The organism is Pantoea sp. SGAir0215 (genome assembly GCF_043543215.1).
Window position 1 is genome coordinate 689,717 of the sequence record NZ_CP028031.1, and the last position, 17,507, is coordinate 707,223.

Genomic DNA, 17,507 nt, shown 5'->3' on the forward strand with positions numbered 1-17,507 from the left:
GAAGAACAACGAAGTGAAAGAGGAAACCGGTGCGAGTGAGCGAGCAGGCTTGCGTGAAATCCATGTCTGGCAACGTGACGACCTGCACCATGCTCAGGCCGACTGGTTAGCGGAAGAAGTGCCCGTGGCGTTGGTGTATAACGGTATTTCTCACGTTGTGATGATGACAACGCCCAAGGACCTGGAGGCGTTTGCTGTCGGTTTTTCACTCTCAGAAGGCATCATCGATTCTCCGGCCGATATTTTCGGAATGGATGTGGTGACCGGTTGTCACGGCATTGAGGTGCAGATTGAATTATCCAGCCGACGTTTTATGGCGCTGAAAGCCCAACGGCGAGCGCTGGCCGGCCGGACGGGTTGCGGCGTATGTGGCGTGGAGCAACTGGAGCAGATCGGAAAGCCGCTGACGCCGTTGCCGTTTACGCAGACTTTTCCCCTGGCGCAGCTGGACAGCGCGCTGGCGCAGCTCAAGGACGTCCAGCCCGTCGGGCAAAAAACAGGCTGCACGCACGCGGCCGCCTGGATACATCCTGAGGGTGGACTGATTCATGGCTGTGAGGATGTCGGCCGCCATGTGGCACTGGACAAACTGCTGGGCTATCGCAGTCAGGCCGAATGGGGCAATGGTGCCGTACTGGTCTCCAGCCGGGCCAGCTATGAAATGGTGCAGAAATCGGCAATGTGCGGCGTTGAAATTCTGTTTGCCGTGTCTGCCGCAACCCAGTTAGCGGTGGAGGTGGCCGAACGCTGTCATCTTACCCTGGTAGGATTCAGTAAACCGGGCCGTGCCACCATCTATAGTCATCCGCAGCGGCTGAGATAACGTCTGCGTGTTCGGGGCGCTTTGCAGGTAATCCTCTTTACGCACCCAGGCTTTCCGCCACCGAAAAATCTGGCTGCTTTGCATGCTTTTTCAAAACCTTATGTTTAATAGGGCATTGATTACGCTTTTACCGATCATGAATTTAACTATAATGATACGACTGCTTACGCGGCACGTGCCGACATTGTCGTGCTGCTCAAACACTAAATGGAGAGGAAGAACATGAGTTATTCACTGCCATCCCTGCCTTACGCTTACGACGCACTGGAACCGCATTTTGACAAGCAGACGATGGAAATCCATCACACCAAACACCACCAGACTTATGTCAACAACGCCAATGCGGCGCTGGAAGGGACTGAATTTGCCGATCTGCCTGTCGATGAACTGATCACCAAACTGGATCAGCTGCCAGCAGATAAAAAAGGCCCGCTGCGCAATAACGCGGGTGGTCACGCTAACCACAGCCTGTTCTGGAAAGGCCTGAAAACCGGCACCACGCTGCAGGGCGAGCTGAAAGCCGCGATTGAAAAAGATTTCGGCAGCGTAGAAAAATTCCAGGAAGAGTTTGAAAAAGCGGCAGCGACCCGTTTCGGCTCCGGTTGGGCCTGGCTGGTTAAGAAAGGTGACAAACTGGCCGTGGTTTCAACCGCTAACCAGGACAACCCTCTGATGGGCGAAGCGATCGCTGGCGTATCGGGTTACCCTATCATCGGTCTGGATGTGTGGGAACACGCCTACTACCTGAAGTATCAAAACAAACGTCCGGATTACATCAAAGCTTTCTGGAACGTGGTTAACTGGGACGAGGCGGCAGCGCGCTTCGCATCCGCTAAGTAAGCGCTAAGCGCCACACGTACTTTCAACCGGCAGAATGGCTCTGCCGGTTTTTTTACGCCCGCAGGATGCTGTTCTTCCACCCTGCAACTTCTCAATGGTGCCTGCTCTGGCATTTTATTACCTTCAAACTACCTGCACACATGCAGTCGGGCTTAAGGGCCTAAACGAAAATTAAACGAAGCGTCAGTTTACCCCGCTAAATTTTTAACAATTTGAGTCATTAACCTGCCGTTGATGCCGGTCGTTTTATCATCAGTGTCATTATCAGACCAATAAGAATGTCGGCTATGTCTATTTATACTACACACGATGTGATGGCGGATTCATACGCCAGTTTATTTTTTCAATTACTTAGCGGAAAGTACGTCCCCAACAAAATCTGGCGGAGCCGGCGATTCCGGCTTAAATTTGCTTTAAGAACCATTATTGCACCTGTTACGACTTTGCGTTATTTACAGCAACTTTCTGCGTTACCAAGAATCACCCAGTTAATGCACGTACAGGGACTGTTACCCGCGAAGCTTCATCGCCCCTATCTGCGTGCGGGAATGAGCGTCGCGCAACGGGCGCAGGCGATTCTTGATCACTATAATCTGATGAACAACCTGGCGAATTTATCGCTTCGCCAGATTTTGCAAAGTGGTGAAGAGACTGTTCTGGCCAGACTTGTGGGTAAAAACGACGAAGACTTTGTTATTGCCTGCCGTTCTGGCTTTTACGATCGTGAGGGTGAAGTCACCTTAGTGCTGCGTTATCAGGGCGAGGGAATTGCCTCTCTGTCATTCACGATTTTGAATGAAGATAATGAACGCACCTTAGTGATTGGAGGATTACAGGGACCGCGAAAAACCATTAGTAATGAGGTGATTCGCGACGCAACGAAAGCGGCACATGGTTTATTTCCTAAGCGCTTGCTTATGGAGGTGGTCTTTATTTTGTCGCAGCAGTGTGATGTCAAAAAAATAGCCGCAGTAGGCGATGAAACGCATGTTTTTCGTAGTCTGCGTTATCGCCACAGTAAAAGCGATAAATTCTGTGCCAGCTACAGTGAATTCTGGCTGACGCTGAATGGTCAGGCCCGCGCTGACGGCATGTTTGCACTGCCGCTGATGTTGCCACGAAAAACGCTTGAGGAAATTGCCAGCAAGAAGCGGGCCGAATACCGCCGTCGTTATACGCTGCTGGATACGCTGGCAGAGCAGGTGAACACGGCTACTGGCCAGCATGCGGTGGATCAGGCGGCTGCCTGATCGCACACATCAAAAGGCGCTTTTGGCAAAGCCTGTCATGACCTGCAGGTTCATTTCTCGTCCCAGCGCGGTCATAGGGTGCACGACAACTAGGCCGCGTACACTTTTCTTTAAGGCACCCAGATTGGCCTGTTCTTTTTTGGTAATTTCGCGGCTGAACGGCAGTTTCTGCAGTTTTTGCGCTTCCTGGCTCAATTTGGCGTCGCGCTGATTGCGCAGACGTTCAATTTCCGTCACCAGCGTTTCTTTCTCTTTTAAAAGCGCGCCCAGCTTTTCAGCATCACCCGCTTCCAGTAGCTGAGGCTCTTTACGGTTCAGCGCGTCCAGTTGATCGCTGAGGCGTTTAATTTCGTTCTTTTCTTGCTCTTTCATGACAACAACTCGTTGAGGAAAACAGGCTAAGGATACACCAAATTCACGACAGATTCTCGGGAGAAGGGTGAAAGAGGGAGCGGTTCAGGCTCCCCGCAGGATTTAGCTGGATGCCTTCTTAAACGCCTGTTTCAGGCTGATACGGGAAATGAGTTCTGTCAGAGAAAGGACCATCGTGGAGCGCACCATTTGCAGGTAGCGTTGCTGCTGCATCGCCTGTAAGGCGGGATCGTCTGCCTGTAAGGTGGGAACCGGCGGCCAGGCTGAGACGCAATGCAATTCACCGAAAGGACCCAGAATTTCATCATCGGTAAAACGATAATCGCCCGCGTCGTGATTCAGCTCTTCGCGCAGGGCCAGCAGCAGTTCACAATCTTCATATTCATGACGACTAATCACCCCAAGGCCATAAATCAGCTTAAGCCTGACCGACAGCTCGCCGAGCGGGCCGTCGCCCAGCAACAGGGGCTCCACGGCGTATTTCACGGCGTAGTCATCTTTACGGAATACTTGTAACACCAGCACATTAACGGCTTCGGCCAGCAGTTCAACTGCGGCGAACAGAAAGCTCCGCACCGATCGCCCCGCGTTCAGACGTTCAAGCACACGATTTTCAAAAGCCTGCTTTTCTTCCATTATGGCCTGCGTCAATGTCGTACTGCTGTCGGAGGCGACGTCATCGCCCCCGATCTGGATTGCTAACATGGCGTTATTATGCCATGGCGTGCCAGGCGCTAACGGCTTCTTTTACAATCTCACTGTCAGCCTCCAGGCCAGATACCTGAGCCAGGGTTGCCTGTGGCCCTTTTTCCGCCAGCAGTGCAGCCAGCTCTTGCGCCTGCGGATCCTGGTCGCTGTGGTAGTGCATGGCGGCCGCAATCCCTTTCACCAAATTGGCATGCGGCAATCCGTATTCCAGTGTGCCCAGCGTTGGTTTAATCAGGCGATCGCCCGCACTTAACTTACGAAGTGGCTGCCGACCCACGCGTTCAACATCATCTTTTAAGTAAGGATTTTCAAAGCGGCCCAGGATTTTCTGGATATAGGCAGCATGTTTATCGGCGTCGAACCCATAACGTTTGATGAGCACCGCGCCACTCTCTTCCATGGCACCCTGAACGACGGCGCGAATACCCTCATCAAGAATGGCATCGCGGATGGTCTGGTGGCCAGCCCGTTGTCCCAGGTAGGCCGTAATCGCGTGGCCGGTGTTGAGTGTAAAAAGCTTACGCTCAACAAAGGCCATCAGGTTGTCAGTCAGTTCCATGCCCGGAATGGTGGGCAGATCGCCCTTAAACTGGGTCTTATCTACAATCCATTCGCTGAAGGTTTCCACGGTGACTTCCAGCGGATCCTCACTGCCGGCTTCAGAAGGCGGTACAATACGATCAACCGCAGAATCGACAAAGCCAACATGCGCCTCAAGCCAGGCGTGATACTGGGACGGTAGTGCCTGGAGCACATGCTGTTTGAGCTGACTGGTACCGCGAACCATATTTTCACAGGCGATAATATTTAGCGGCTGAACATTGCCGTTATCACTGCGTTTGGCCAGACCTTTGGCGACGCTGGTGGCGATGCGTTCCAGGATTTGCGGGCCAACCGCAGTGGTAACGAGATCAACTTCAGCGATCAGAGGGATAATATCGTCGCTGGTACTGTTAACGGCGCTGACGCCTGTAACGATATCGACGTTGGCCTGTTCACCGACGACATGCACAGGATATTCATGACGTGCATTCAGGGCATCCAGTACCGTCTGATTCACATCTGCAAAAACCAGCTCAATACCTGCGTCTGCCAGCAGTTTACCAATAAAACCGCGACCAATATTACCCGCTCCAAAATGTAACGCTTTCATAATTTTGACCCATATCAAATGACAACGGGGCGGGCATGTCCGCCCCAACAAAGTGGGACGGGCATAACCGCCCCAGGGAAAATGTCGGACCGAATCAGGCTAACGCTGGCTTGCCTGATAACAGATCCAGCACATCTTGAACGCTGTTGGTATGAGCCAGTTTTTCAATGACCTGCTCATCGTCAAGTGCGTTGGTCAGGCTGGTGATCACCTGAATATGCTCGTTATTGCGGGCGGCGATACCAATGACCAGGCGCGCCACCTCATCGGGTTCATCACCAAACTGCACGCCAGCAGGGTACTGGCAGAAAACCACACCGGTTTTCAGCACCCGGTCTTTAGCCTCAACCGTGCCGTGCGGGACCGCGATCGATTCGCCAAGGTATGTCGGCGTCAGCTTTTCCCGCTCCAGCATCGCATCAACGTACTCGGGCTGAACATAACCCCCTTTCACCAACTGCTCACCCGCAAAGCGGATGGCCTGCTCTTTATTACTGGCATTCAGTCCCAGGAACACGTTGCTCGCCCCCAGTTTAAACAGGTTGGCACTGCCGTCATCATAGCTGTCACCCAATGTTTTCTGTACGACTTCCCGGTTCGCTTCACTCCGGTTTGCCGCCGCCAGGCGCTGGGTCAGCGTGCTGTACAGAGCACTGTCCAGAAAGTTATTCAGTGAAATGTGTTGGGCATGAGGAGCCTGACGAATGGCGCGTTCGGTCAAATCGCGATGCGTAATGACTAAGTCAACATCACCCGGCAGCGCGTTAATGGCGCTGTTGGTTACCGACACATGCGTTAAGCCTGCATCCTGAACTTTCTTACGCAGTACGCCTGCCCCCATAGCGCTTGACCCCATGCCGGCATCACAAGCCACGATGATTTTACGCACATGGTTCAGGTCAACGCTCATCGCATCGCTGGCAACCGCGGCACCTGGCACCGCCTGCCCTTTTGACTCGGCTTTCATGTCATGCATGCGCTGCGTAGCCGCTTCGATATCATCGTCTTCTTTCACTTTGCTGGTTTTGAGCAAAATAGCAGAGACCACGAAGGAAACAGCAAAAGCAGCGAAGACGGCGGCAATATTCGCAAAATAAGCGCCTTTTGGCGTCATGGCTAATACCGCCAGGATAGAACCCGGTGAGGCAGGGGAAACCAGGCCGCCATGCAGAACCGTCAGAGTAAACACGCCGGTCATACCGCCGAGGATCACGGCCAGCAGCAGGCGTGGTGCCATCAGGACATAAGGGAAGTAGATTTCGTGAATACCGCCCAGGAAGTGGATGATAGCCGCACCGCCGGCAGACTGCTTCGCACTACCACGACCAAAGAACATATAGGCCATCAGTACGCCCATACCCGGGCCTGGGTTGGCTTCAATCAGGAAGAAGATTGACTTACCGGCTTCGCTTGCCTGTTGAATCCCCAACGGTGAGAAGATGCCGTGGTTAATAGCATTATTAAGAAACAGGATTTTCGCCGGTTCGACAAAGACAGACGTCAATGGCAGCAGGTTATTTTGCACCATCAAATTGACGCCAGCGGACAGAATATGTGACAAACCTTCGACAAGGGGACCAATCGCCAGGAAGGCCAGCAACGCCAACAACATGCCGATGATCCCGGCAGAGAAGTTGTTAACCAGCATTTCGAAGCCGCTTTTGATTTTGCCGTCAACCATGCGGTCAAATGACTTAATTGCCCAGCCACCAAGCGGGCCTGCGATCATCGAGCCGAGGAACATCGGCATATCAGCACCGACAATCACGCCCATTGTCGTGATGGCACCCACCACACCGCCGCGATCGCCTCCCACCAGACGTCCACCTGTAAAGCCAATTAGCAATGGCAGCAGGTAAGTGATCATCGGGGCGACAAGTTTCGCCAGTGTTGCGTTTGGAATCCAGCCCGTTGGAATAAACAGCGCGGTGATAATACCCCAGGCGATAAACGCGCCGATGTTAGGCATCACCATATTACTCAAAAAGCGACCAAAGCTTTGAACTTTGACCTTTACTGATGAGGACATAAGCCCACCCCTTGTTGAGACGCGCTGCAACAGGAGCGCGCGTTTGTTTTTGTTTAGCCACTACGGCGATGCGCCGTCAGTATTACTGTATGCAGGCGGACTTTATCACGCGAATATTGGCCTGCGTAGTGGGTGACCTCATGAGTGATGCAGGTCACATTTATGACGGGGTGACAGGGGCGTTTTAAGTGATTTAGATCACAAAATAAGGGTCATACGGGAAAGTTATGACTAATCTTTGACCGTTTCTTTTTACTTTAAGTGATATTTATCACACTTTTATCATGCTGCTTTGTTTATAAAATGTGATTAAAGTCACAACTTAATTTAATAAAAAACGGGCCAGATCACATTTTGATCTGGCCCGTTTTTATGAAGCGCAAGCGCGTGGTGAAGTGATTATGAGGTGGACAGTCGCTAATCTGTCCGTGTGAAATTTATTGTCCCGTGCCCTGAACGGCATTCTTGGCCTGAGTCAGTGCCTGGACATTCGCTGATAAACTGGTCATCAGGCTGTTGTACTGGGTAGCCTGTTCCTGAGTAGGGAACTGGACTCCGCCATTATTAAAACTGACGCGTGTGCCCTGTGCCTGAAGAAATTCACCAGTTTTAACCGCATCCTGACTAAGCGCCTGGAGTTTAGGTAACAATGGGATCAACTGAGCGGCAGGCTGAGTGACGACCTTTTCATAGGCGGTATCGAAAACCTTTTTCAGATCGTCAGACTGTTTCAGACCGGCTTTGCTCTTATCCGCCTGCATTTTGGCGCTTTCGAGTTGTTGGGTGGCGACGGTCAGGGCGCTGGTGGCCTGAGCCAGAGAATCCCGGCGACTCAGGTAGTCCTGCGGCACGCGAATAGCAGAAAGCTCATCCACGACCGGGCGCATGCCCTGATCGACCGTCTTATTCACCTGTTGTGAGAAACCATACAAAATCGCGTAATCCCCAGCAAAGGGGCCAAAACTCTGTTTCTGGTTTTCACTCAGACTCGGCAGATGTTCACCGCTACGCATAACGGTATTTTGCATGAAATCGATAAACGCTTTGCGTTGTTCGCCTTCTTTATCACCACACGCGGTGAGTTGCAGAACGATAAGCACGCCAGCCAGCATAATGCCGCTGCGTGCCAGGACGCGGGAAATTCCTGAAGCCATGGGTTCAACTCCTGTCAGTAAAACTGGCTGATGTCCGGGTAAGCAGTGGCCTAAAGAATAGAACAAACGTTAATGGCCACACAATGTGAAAGCGCGCTGTCAGGCCATTATGGGTAAGAAAAAAGAGGTTAAACGTAAAATCAGGGCCTCATCCGTTTACAAAGCCTGTTAAAGAGCAGTGAAAAGGCTTTTTTCCATACCCGATAAGGGGCGGCTCGTGCTGTAAAGGCAGTAAGAATAAACCCGGATCGGGGCCTGTTCAGACGCCCTTTGTTAAGCCCGCCCGGAACGCGCTCACTGCCTGAGCATCCCTACCGGGTGCAGGCTGTATTAACAGCTATCCTTTAAATGCCCTCTCATTGTTCAGTTGCCTTAAAGTAGTGCAACCCGTTGCTCTGGCTCGCTATGGGAAGGGCCTGTCCAGATGACAGAGCAGGATTAATCGTACTGGTGATCGCCTGATAACCGTTATGTCTTTGGGCGCTGGCGGCAAGATAGCCACGGCATCACCAGTGCGTAGCTTGATAAATTGCTGGTACTGACCGTTTTGTTGTAGAAAATCAAAAGATCTGGCGCATATTTTGCAAATTCTTTTGTTGTAAGCGCGTGCGGGGTTCTGACGATTTATTCACCGAAGAGGGTGAAGAAAAAAAGATCGGAACGCGAAGTGGATGCCGTATCAACAAAATCAATTGCATCAAACGGTTAGGGTTTTTAGCCTTTTTTCAGAATTGTAAAGTTAAAAAAAATGTTTAATTTGCACTGCAAATTGTCAGGTCTCTATCCATACTTAGTCTCCCGGCATATGTTGCATTGCGTTGTCATGTTTAAGCAGCGGTGCAGTACAGGCTGTGTCCCATAAGATTTTCATCATAAATACAAACTCTTATGGGATGCAGCTTGCTTAGTCCGGTTTCTGAACCTGATTTCAGGTTCGTGTACCTTCTTTCACGTGATTCATAGTGAGTTTTAAGGAGTTCTCTATGGAGTTAAAAGATCCTATGTTTGAATTGCTCAGCAGCCTTGAGCAGATTGTTTTGACACGTGATAACAGCCCTGTTGCGCTGCAAACTCAGCGTCAACCTGCAATGCCAGAGCCGCAACGTCTGCGCGAAATGGCGGGAATGCAGGTCGATGAGTTTGCAAAAATCATGGGTGTTAGCGTTTCTTCGGTTAAAAGTTGGGAAGCACAGCGTACGCGCCCTTCAGCAACGGCACAGAAATTGATGAAATTACTTCACGCCAATCCGTATCTTGGACGTCAGCTGCTTGATTAAGTTTTAAAACCCACCCGTTTACAGGTGAGGCCGGTCACAAGGGTGGCCGGCTGTTTAGCCTCCAGCACACAACGCCATCCGTATTTCCTGCCAGCGTCTTATCAGGCAAGCTTCGGTAACACGTCCAGTACGTTACCTACCCAGCAGACAATCACAACGACACCAAAAATGATGACCATGGCGGGAATGATTCTGCCACCCCACACGGTAAAAATTTGGTCGGGAAAGCGTCTCCGGGACTGCATTGCCAGTAGGGCAGGCACGATGACGGCCCACACTGTTGCGCATAAGCCTGCGCCGCCAATGCCATAGAGAAAGCCATTTGGAAAGATCAGGTACAAAAGGCTGGGGGGAAGAAAGGTGAGCAGCACCGTTTTGCCTCGCCCAACGGCGGTATTTTCTATGTTAAACAAGTCTGCCAGATAATCGAATAACCCCAACGTGACGCCAAAAAAAGAGCTGGCAACGGCAAGATTAGAAAAAACCAGCAGGAAAAAGGCAATAACTCTGTCGGGATGGGTGCCCATAAACGACTTCACCAGGGCGTCAACATTGCCCCCCGACGCAATAATGCCTTTAAAACTTTCGCGCGGGATATTGCCCATAGTGCAATACAACCAGAAAAGATAGACAAACAGCGCCAGTAAGGAGCCCAGAACCAGGCTTTTCACCAGCTTGTCTTTCTGCTTGCCATAACAAATTATCAGGCTGGGAATATTGCCATGAAAACCAAATGAAGCAAGGCAGACAGGGATAGCCATAAAGATACAGGCGAAGTAAGAATGCGTGTCACTGAGGCTGCTGGCATCGCTGAGAATGGCATAGTCAACGTCAAAAAATAATGAACCGAAAACAATGATAAAGGCGAGGATTTTAACGCCGAGAAAGAGGGATGTAATCCGGCTTGTTGCCAGTGAGCTTATCCACAGCACGCCAGCAACACCTGCCGCGGTGCCGATGCCAACGACGCGGGCAGGCAAAGTCAAGCCCGTGTGAGCGGACAGCGTTTCGCTGATAATCGCACCATTGGCTGAGATATAGGCGTACGTCAGAATATACAGCACAAACGCAACGGTAATGCCGCTAACTACATTCCATTTTTGACCCAGCAGATCTTTGGTTAATGTATTAAAGCTTGAGCCTGGTGGGTAATTTAAATTGGCCTCCAGCAATAACAGACCGGAATGCAGCATGGAAAACCAGGCAATCACCAGGATAAAAGTGCCCCAGAAAAACCAGGCGCCGGCCAGATCGACGGGCAGTGCAAACATGCCGCCACCGATGACCGTGCCGGCAATAACCATCACGCCCCAAAAGGCGGAATGTTTTTGATGTGGATGATCGTCCATGGTGTCCTCTCAATACGGTATCTCATGTTTATCATTTTTATTGTTGTGAGGTTAACAGAGCGATGCGGCAGAGCGGCTGTCGCTGACAGCCGCTCACTTTACAGGTATGACAGTTAAATCTCTTTAAGTTTTGCAGTGAAGTGGCGCAATACCTCAGGCTCATAGGTGAAGGTTAAGCCTTTTATGTTGGCCGCATTCCCTTTCACATGCCCGAATGCTTCAATGATGAAATCCATGTGCGTTTGCGTGTAGGTGGCCCTGGGAAGGGTCAGACGCAGCAATTCAGCCGGGCAGGGCAACTGTTTACCCGTTTTCGGATCGCGACCTAACAAAAATGATCCAATCTCTACCGCCCGAATGCCTGCCACCTTATACAGCTCACAGGCCAGGGCCTGAGCCGGAAACTGATCGGCGGGAATATGAGGCAATAATTTACCGGCGTCGACAAAAGCAGCATGCCCTCCAGCCTGCTGACAGGTCACGCCTATGGATTCCAGCCCGTCTACCAGGTACTGAATCTGGCTGATGCGATAGGCCAGCCAGTCCTGACGCATCCCGTCGTAAAGCCCTACTGACAGCCGTTCCATCGCACCGCCTTCTAAGCCGCCATAGGTGGGAAAACCTTCCTGCACGACGCACAGTGTTCGGCAATCTGTATAGACGTCAAAGACGCGGTCGTCCTTGAAGGAGAGCAAACCGCCCATTGGCACCATGGCATCTTTTTTGGCCGACATCGCCAGCATGTCGGCATATTGATAGCTTTCCCGGGTAATCGCGTCGATTGTCCAGCCCTGGTACTCTTTTTCACGTTGCTGGATAAAGTAGGCATTTTCAGCGAAACGGGCTGAATCCATGACCACAGGAATGTCATATTGCTTTGCGATTTGGTACATGGCTTTTAAGTTGGCCAGGGAGACAGGTTGTCCTCCAGCCGAGTTGCAGGTGATCGTCGCCACAATGTAAGGCACGTGACGGGCACCCACTTCCTTTATACCGTCTTCCAGACGTTGCAGGTCGAAATTGCCTTTAAAATCATGACGTACTGCGGTATCGAAAGCCTCTTTGATATAAACGTTTCGGACAGTGCAGCCGTTAATCTGGCTATGTCCTTGCGTGGTGTCGAAGAAGTAGTTAGAAAAAGCCACCATTTTGGTTCTGTCGAGGCCTTTTTCCTTTTCACGTTTTTTAATTAATACCGGGATATAAATTTGCTCTGCACCCCGGCCCTGATGAGTCGGAATGGTATATTCATACCCAAAGATGGCTTTCACGGCATCGGCTAATGCATAGTAACTGCGGCTTCCACTGTATGATTCGTCGCCCCGCATCATGGCTGCCTGCATGTTTTGTGTCACTGCGCCGGTGCCGCTGTCCGTGAGGAGATCAATAAAAACGTCTTCACTGTCCAGTAAAAAAGGATTCATACCCGCTTTTATTATCGCCGCCTCGCGATATTCGCGGGTCGTCCGTTTAACGGGTTCAATAACACGAATGCGAAAAGGTTCCGGTAAATGTTTAAAGTTATTCATTGCTCTTCCTTTTATTCAGGCATGCCGGTGCCGTGACTTTTGCAAATAAATAAAAATCAGGCGTGGCCATTCTTTTAAATTTAAATGTCCATGAATTTCGCTGAGACGGCAGGGTACGTAGCCTGTAAAAAGAGCGAGAAAAGCGATGCAACAGGACGACACTATTTATGCAGTCTTAATGAAATCAGGATGCGCGTGCGTGCACCCGCGACACCGGAGGTATAAGCCAGCGAGTGCTCAGAACGGTAAAAGGAAAGGATTAAGGGCGATGATTGACGATAATATTGTCAAGGTTAAACCATTTAGATAACAGGGCAGGATTGTTTAAGATAATCATAATGTTTCAACTCTCATTAAACATCATATTACCCTATTCTATTATCTTTATAAGTCCATCGTTTTTGTAGGCTATCGTGATTATTATCACAGTAATAAAAGTGTGCTCGTTAAAGGTAAATTATTACTGATTTAACCTGGTTTTGGATCTCTTTCAAAAGCCTATTGCTGGCCCTGTCGTCGTTATTATTACACCGTTACGTTTCCACGGCGTCTGCCATCAGGAAAAAACAGCGGCGTACTCGCAGCACAGGGATTCGGATGACAGGCCCGGTGACGCATTTCGGGAACCGGTACAGCCAGCGCTGCGTTCAGATTCGACTATGGCTGGCGTTTACCTGTTGTGAGAAAGATACTCAGTCAGCGTCAACGTAACCCGCCGTAGCGCGCTGCCTGCTTTATAAACCAGTTCTCGGGCACGCTGTACGGTGCCTGACTTAGCTGTGCAATGCCCTTTTCAATATTTGTCGAGGCCTGATGCCAGAGTATTTCACTGCCTTCTTTGAGCAGGCCAATCTGAATTTTCTTTTCAATCAGGTAAACGCGGGCGAAGTGCGGATCGAAGCGGACGATGGCCCGTGTGTTATCAATAATATCGGCCAGCTTAATAGTTTGCGCTTCAGGACTGGCCTGGGCAGTATGACGGAAATGCGCCATTTTTCTGGCTGCCCGATTTTTTGCCTGCGTGGGGGCGGTATCGGTCAGCATTTCAACCAGTCGGGCCACTTCCGGGCCGAAATGATTTTCAATATCGTTGAGTGTCGTCGCCGTATCTTCTACAGTATCGTGCAGCCAGGCAGCGGCCAGCATAACCGGGTCATCGGTTACGCTTCTGACCAACTCCACCACGGCTGTCGGATGAACAATATAGGGCTCATCCGTATATTTACGCCGCTGTCCTGATTCAGCATGGACCTGCGTGGCATAGCGTCGTGCCTGTTCTTCCAAAGAATCCTGCATGCACTACCCCCGGCTGTCATAAATTGCTTGCAATTAACTAGTGTGCTATCTATATTACTTCCATGAACAGTTATCAAGATGACAAAAAAGTGAAAGCAGCGCCACTGTTGCTCGATCAGCAACTTTGCTTCGCACTTTATTCCGCCAATCTGGCGATGCATAAAGTCTATCGCAAGTTACTTAGCCAGATGGATATTACCTATCCGCAATATCTGGTCATGCTGGTGCTGTGGCAACAGGATTCACTCACGGTGTCAGAAATAGGCGAACGGCTTTTTCTGGATTCAGCGACGCTGACGCCGCTGTTGAAACGTCTGGAAAATGCGGGCTTAATCAACCGTCAGCGTTCCCGTCAGGATGAACGTCAGGTGGTGGTCAGCTTAACGGATGCCGGGTGGGCTTTACGTCAGCAGGCTGAAAGTATTCCTGATGACATTCAGTGTGCGTCAGACTGTAGCGAGGACGAGATGTATGCGCTTAAGCTACAGCTCAACCAGTTACGTGACAAACTGATGGCTCCGCGCTAAATTTTCTAATGAGTACAGGCAGTAAATTAACCTTCACTGTTCGACTACGTTGTGATTAGTAGCGAGCGATTAAATAGTGCAATGGAGAAAAGCGATGTCTTTAGAACAAGTGGTTTACCGTGCAAAAGCTAAAGCTACCGGTGGTCGTGATGGCCGCGCAACGTCTTCTGACGGCGTGCTGGATGTCAAACTGGGTGTGCCAAAAGAGATGGGCGGCGCAGGTGGCGAAGTCACTAACCCAGAGCAGCTTTTTGCAGCGGGATACTCAGCTTGCTTCCTGGGTGCGATGAAATTTGTTGCTGGCCGCGACAAGATTGCGATGCCAAAAGATGCATGGATTGAAGGTGAAGTCGGAATTGGTCCAATCCCAAATGGTTTTGGTATCGAAGCGACGCTGAATATCCACTTGCCTGACATGGATGAAGCAGAAGCACAGAAGCTGGTTGACGCCGCGCACATCGTGTGTCCTTACTCAAATGCCACACGTAACAATATTGACGTAACACTAAACATTATTCGCTAAGCGATCAAGGGCCTGGTTCCGGGCCCTTCCTTACTTTCTCTTCTGGCCCACTTCCCGGATCGTGCTGAACAGGATTATTTTCTGGTTTATAGCGTGGCCGCGTGCTTAACTGTGCCGCTTTATATCAGGGCATGTCAAAACGCTCAGAATTCTCTTCTTATTTAACCGGCTTGCTTAATTCGCGAACTCTGCAGAAATATGGCAGTCAGATTAACGTTTAGTTAAGCGCTTAGTCCGGGGAAACTCCATTTTTCATGAATTATATAAAATCATTAACACAGCAAAAGCTGTCGCTCTTGCTGGCTTTGTATCTCGGTATCCTGCTGAATTTGCCGATTTTTTATCGCCGCTTTGCGGGACTGTTGACAACCTCAACCGTGACAGCCTGGCTCACCGCGCTTACAGAGGTTGTGGCTATCGTACTGTTAACGTTTTTCCTGATGCGGCTGTTATCGCTGGGTGGAAGAGTGTTTTACCGTATTCTGGCCACGTTGATCGTGCTGATTTCTGTCGCCGCCGCCTATTACATGGCCTTTTTTAATGTGGTTATCGGCTATGGCATTGTTGCATCCGTGATGACAACCGATACCGATCTGTCTAAAGAGGTCGTGGGCTATCACTTCATTTTGTGGATGGTCCTGGCCAGTGCGCTGCCGTTGTTCTTCATCTGGCGTAACAGTCTTAGCATGACGCTCAATGAGCAACTGCGCACACCAGGACAGCGTCTTAAGCCCACGCTTATCCTGCTGGCTTGCGTCGCCCTCGTCTGGCTGCCCATCCGCTACCTTGATAAGTTGCAAAAAAACAATGAGGAAGTGACCAATATCGATCTGCCCAGTTATGGCGGCGTAGTTGCGCACTCCTATTTACCCTCTAACTGGCTGGCCGCGCTGGGCCTGTTTACCTGGACGAAAGTCGACGAAACGCTGGAAAACCATGAACTGCTGGATCCTGCCCAAAAGTTTACCTATGTTGCGCCGCCGGGCTTAGATGATACTTACGTTGTATTCGTTATCGGCGAAACCACGCGCTGGGACCATATGGGATTGCTGGGCTACGAGCGTAATACCACGCCGAAGCTTTCTCAGGAGAAAAATCTGGTCGCATTCCGCGGTGAATCCTGTGATACCGCGACCAAGCTGTCTTTACGTTGTATGTTTGTACGTGAAGGCGGCACCATGGATAATCCTGGCCGGACGTTAAAAGAGCAAAATGTTTTCGCGGTAATGAAAGAGCTAGGCTTCACCTCAGAGCTGTTTGCGATGCAGAGTGAAGTCTGGTTCTACGATAACATCAACGCTAATAACTTCTCTTTCCGTGAGCAGATCGGTTCAGAACCACGCAATCAGGGCAAGTCAGTGGATGATATGCTGCTTGTACCTGAGCTGCAGGCATCATTGCAGCGTTATCCAAAAGGTAAGCATCTGGTTGTGTTGCATACCAAAGGTTCCCATTACCTCTATTCGCAACGGTATCCGCGCAGTTTTGCGCGTTACCAGCCTGAATGCATGGGCGTGGATGAAACCTGTAGCAAAGCGCAGTTGATTAATGCCTATGATAATTCGGTACTCTACGTCGACAGCATGCTGGACAGCGTATTGGATCAGCTGCGTGATAAGAAAGCGATTGTTTTCTATGCCTCTGATCATGGTGAATCGATTAGCGACAATATGCATTTGCACGGCACGCCGCGTGAGATGGCACCACCAGAGCAGTTCCGCGTGCCGATGATGGTCTGGGCATCGGACAAATACCTGGCGGACTCTACGAATCGCGAAAACTTTGAACGACTGCAGGCGCAACAGCGTACGGGCAAAACCCATCGTCATGTTGAGCTGTTTGATACGATTCTGGGCTGCCTGGGTTATACCTCGCCCGATGGTGGAATTAAGCAGGCGAACAACTGGTGTCAGGCGCCAGCCAGAACGGCGACTAAAGCGCTGTAATCACACAGGGATTTTGGATTGATAACGCCGAGAAGCCGCTGACCGCCTGCTTTCCAGGCGATTGGCCTTAAAAGCGCAAAAAGCGGTTGACGCTTATCAGGGGGAGCAGTAACATGCGCCCCCATCGGCGAGTAGCGCAGCTTGGTAGCGCAACTGGTTTGGGACCAGTGGGTCGGAGGTTCGAATCCTCTCTCGCCGACCATATTTAAGAAACCTGTCTGCAAAGACAGGTTTTTTTTCGCCTGAATAAAAGAGGATGAGAACCTCCGGAGGAGGTTTGCGCCGGGCGAAGCGAGACAACGTTGCGAACGCAACGGCCCGAAGGGGGCTTACGCAGTAAGCCTAATCCTCTCTCGCCGACCATATTTAAGAAACCTGTCTGCAAAGACAGGTTTTTTGCCTGAATAAAAGCGAATGAGAACTGCCGAAGGCAGCTTGCGCCGTGCATGCGCAGGGTTTCGTTAATAAAGGGGGCCATCTTTACTCTTTCTGTTTTAGTTTTTAACCCAATGATAAAACAGCTTTTTTGCTGCGGCCTGACATAGTCATCGTCACCTGTGTTTGTGACGGGGCTTATGACGTGTTGTGAAAATTACGTCATCACAGCAAGCCTTTATGGGTTTGTTATTAGAAAATCTCATGTCAGTAATTTTGTGAAAAACCAATAACACATCCTTGCAGCGCAATTTCATGACAGACCGCTATTTTGCCGTCTCAATGCGATGCAGGCC

General features: G+C 50.5%; 16 protein-coding genes, 1 tRNA gene and 1 other RNA gene. 9 read left to right on the forward strand and 9 right to left on the reverse strand.

Annotated features, from left to right (window positions below; all coding sequences use genetic code 11):
• Window positions 1-49: 49 nt before the first annotated feature.
• The 3 genes from fdhD (at window position 50) to C1N64_RS03375 (ending at window position 2,913) form a co-directional block, all read left to right on the forward strand.
• A complete protein-coding gene (fdhD, locus tag C1N64_RS03365) occupies window positions 50-823 on the forward strand; it encodes a formate dehydrogenase accessory sulfurtransferase FdhD (protein ID WP_226374606.1) in 774 nt (257 codons plus the stop codon).
• Between the two features lie 222 nt (window positions 824-1,045).
• Window positions 1,046-1,663, forward strand: a complete 618-nt coding sequence (sodA, locus tag C1N64_RS03370) for a superoxide dismutase [Mn] (RefSeq protein WP_006121393.1) — start codon at window positions 1,046-1,048, stop codon at window positions 1,661-1,663.
• 287 nt (window positions 1,664-1,950) lie between these two features.
• Window positions 1,951-2,913: a VirK/YbjX family protein gene (locus C1N64_RS03375; RefSeq protein WP_394515251.1), complete on the forward strand. Its 963-nt coding sequence runs from the start codon at window positions 1,951-1,953 to the stop codon at window positions 2,911-2,913.
• A 9-nt stretch (window positions 2,914-2,922) separates the two neighbouring features.
• On the opposite strand, the gene C1N64_RS03380 is transcribed toward C1N64_RS03375, so the two are convergent.
• The 5 genes from C1N64_RS03380 to C1N64_RS03400 form a co-directional block, all read right to left on the reverse strand.
• On the reverse strand, window positions 2,923-3,285 hold the full coding sequence (locus tag C1N64_RS03380; protein ID WP_006121395.1) for a YibL family ribosome-associated protein: 363 nt from the start codon (window positions 3,283-3,285) through the stop codon (window positions 2,923-2,925).
• A 102-nt stretch (window positions 3,286-3,387) separates the two neighbouring features.
• Window positions 3,388-3,990 carry an MltR family transcriptional regulator gene (locus C1N64_RS03385; protein ID WP_172677666.1) on the reverse strand — a complete coding sequence of 201 codons (603 nt, stop codon included), beginning with the start codon at window positions 3,988-3,990 and terminating at the stop codon, window positions 3,388-3,390.
• A 7-nt stretch (window positions 3,991-3,997) separates the two neighbouring features.
• Window positions 3,998-5,146, reverse strand: coding sequence for a mannitol-1-phosphate 5-dehydrogenase (gene mtlD, locus C1N64_RS03390; RefSeq protein WP_033737311.1), 1,149 nt, complete (start codon window positions 5,144-5,146; stop codon window positions 3,998-4,000).
• Between the two features lie 94 nt (window positions 5,147-5,240).
• Window positions 5,241-7,175, reverse strand: a complete 1,935-nt coding sequence (locus C1N64_RS03395; RefSeq protein ID WP_110268658.1) for a PTS mannitol transporter subunit IICBA — start codon at window positions 7,173-7,175, stop codon at window positions 5,241-5,243.
• A 437-nt stretch (window positions 7,176-7,612) separates the two neighbouring features.
• Window positions 7,613-8,329 (reverse strand): DUF3053 domain-containing protein, encoded by a 717-nt coding sequence (locus C1N64_RS03400; RefSeq protein ID WP_394515252.1) that lies wholly within the window; start codon window positions 8,327-8,329, stop codon window positions 7,613-7,615.
• A 983-nt stretch (window positions 8,330-9,312) separates the two neighbouring features.
• On the opposite strand from C1N64_RS03400, the gene C1N64_RS03405 reads away from it, so the two are divergent.
• Window positions 9,313-9,606 carry an HTH-type transcriptional regulator gene (locus tag C1N64_RS03405; protein ID WP_006121400.1) on the forward strand — a complete coding sequence of 98 codons (294 nt, stop codon included), beginning with the start codon at window positions 9,313-9,315 and terminating at the stop codon, window positions 9,604-9,606.
• A gap of 101 nt (window positions 9,607-9,707) precedes the next feature.
• Here the strand turns inward: C1N64_RS03405 and tnaB are convergent, their stop codons facing one another.
• The 4 genes from tnaB to C1N64_RS03425 form a co-directional block, all read right to left on the reverse strand.
• Window positions 9,708-10,955, reverse strand: coding sequence for a low affinity tryptophan permease TnaB (gene tnaB, locus C1N64_RS03410; RefSeq protein WP_006121401.1), 1,248 nt, complete (start codon window positions 10,953-10,955; stop codon window positions 9,708-9,710).
• A gap of 113 nt (window positions 10,956-11,068) precedes the next feature.
• On the reverse strand, window positions 11,069-12,484 hold the full coding sequence (tnaA, locus tag C1N64_RS03415; RefSeq protein ID WP_058701526.1) for a tryptophanase: 1,416 nt from the start codon (window positions 12,482-12,484) through the stop codon (window positions 11,069-11,071).
• Window positions 12,485-12,743: 259 nt separating this feature from the next.
• Window positions 12,744-12,821: a tryptophanase leader peptide gene (tnaC, locus tag C1N64_RS03420; RefSeq protein ID WP_071988795.1), complete on the reverse strand. Its 78-nt coding sequence runs from the start codon at window positions 12,819-12,821 to the stop codon at window positions 12,744-12,746.
• A 365-nt stretch (window positions 12,822-13,186) separates the two neighbouring features.
• Window positions 13,187-13,780: an HD domain-containing protein gene (locus tag C1N64_RS03425; RefSeq protein ID WP_054688580.1), complete on the reverse strand. Its 594-nt coding sequence runs from the start codon at window positions 13,778-13,780 to the stop codon at window positions 13,187-13,189.
• Window positions 13,781-13,842: 62 nt separating this feature from the next.
• Between C1N64_RS03425 and C1N64_RS03430 the strand changes: the two genes are divergently transcribed.
• The 5 genes from C1N64_RS03430 (at window position 13,843) to C1N64_RS03450 (ending at window position 17,139) form a co-directional block, all read left to right on the forward strand.
• Window positions 13,843-14,307 carry a MarR family winged helix-turn-helix transcriptional regulator gene (locus C1N64_RS03430; RefSeq protein WP_033737315.1) on the forward strand — a complete coding sequence of 155 codons (465 nt, stop codon included), beginning with the start codon at window positions 13,843-13,845 and terminating at the stop codon, window positions 14,305-14,307.
• 94 nt (window positions 14,308-14,401) lie between these two features.
• The gene (locus tag C1N64_RS03435; RefSeq protein ID WP_006121405.1) at window positions 14,402-14,830 is read left to right on the forward strand and encodes an organic hydroperoxide resistance protein; all 429 of its coding nucleotides are present in this window, start codon (window positions 14,402-14,404) and stop codon (window positions 14,828-14,830) included.
• Window positions 14,831-15,084: 254 nt separating this feature from the next.
• Window positions 15,085-16,776 carry a kdo(2)-lipid A phosphoethanolamine 7''-transferase gene (gene eptB / locus C1N64_RS03440; protein ID WP_006121406.1) on the forward strand — a complete coding sequence of 564 codons (1,692 nt, stop codon included), beginning with the start codon at window positions 15,085-15,087 and terminating at the stop codon, window positions 16,774-16,776.
• A 125-nt stretch (window positions 16,777-16,901) separates the two neighbouring features.
• Window positions 16,902-16,978 (forward strand) — tRNA-Pro (locus tag C1N64_RS03445).
• Between the two features lie 33 nt (window positions 16,979-17,011).
• Window positions 17,012-17,139, forward strand: a non-coding RNA gene (locus C1N64_RS03450) — RtT sRNA.
• Window positions 17,140-17,507 lie beyond the last annotated feature (368 nt).

Coding starts and splice junctions, on each gene's coding strand:
- C1N64_RS03400 (WP_394515252.1), bottom strand. CDS start 8,329: ATGGCTTCAGGAATTTCCCGCGTCCTGGCACGCAGCGGCATTATGCTG.
- tnaC (WP_071988795.1), bottom strand. CDS start 12,821: ATGATTATCTTAAACAATCCTGCCCTGTTATCTAAATGGTTTAACCTT.
- tnaA (WP_058701526.1), bottom strand. CDS start 12,484: ATGAATAACTTTAAACATTTACCGGAACCTTTTCGCATTCGTGTTATT.
- C1N64_RS03395 (WP_110268658.1), bottom strand. CDS start 7,175: ATGTCCTCATCAGTAAAGGTCAAAGTTCAAAGCTTTGGTCGCTTTTTG.
- C1N64_RS03430 (WP_033737315.1), top strand. CDS start 13,843: ATGAACAGTTATCAAGATGACAAAAAAGTGAAAGCAGCGCCACTGTTG.
- C1N64_RS03435 (WP_006121405.1), top strand. CDS start 14,402: ATGTCTTTAGAACAAGTGGTTTACCGTGCAAAAGCTAAAGCTACCGGT.
- C1N64_RS03380 (WP_006121395.1), bottom strand. CDS start 3,285: ATGAAAGAGCAAGAAAAGAACGAAATTAAACGCCTCAGCGATCAACTG.
- C1N64_RS03385 (WP_172677666.1), bottom strand. CDS start 3,990: ATGTTAGCAATCCAGATCGGGGGCGATGACGTCGCCTCCGACAGCAGT.
- sodA (WP_006121393.1), top strand. CDS start 1,046: ATGAGTTATTCACTGCCATCCCTGCCTTACGCTTACGACGCACTGGAA.
- mtlD (WP_033737311.1), bottom strand. CDS start 5,146: ATGAAAGCGTTACATTTTGGAGCGGGTAATATTGGTCGCGGTTTTATT.
- eptB (WP_006121406.1), top strand. CDS start 15,085: ATGAATTATATAAAATCATTAACACAGCAAAAGCTGTCGCTCTTGCTG.
- C1N64_RS03405 (WP_006121400.1), top strand. CDS start 9,313: ATGGAGTTAAAAGATCCTATGTTTGAATTGCTCAGCAGCCTTGAGCAG.
- C1N64_RS03375 (WP_394515251.1), top strand. CDS start 1,951: ATGTCTATTTATACTACACACGATGTGATGGCGGATTCATACGCCAGT.
- C1N64_RS03425 (WP_054688580.1), bottom strand. CDS start 13,780: ATGCAGGATTCTTTGGAAGAACAGGCACGACGCTATGCCACGCAGGTC.
- tnaB (WP_006121401.1), bottom strand. CDS start 10,955: ATGGACGATCATCCACATCAAAAACATTCCGCCTTTTGGGGCGTGATG.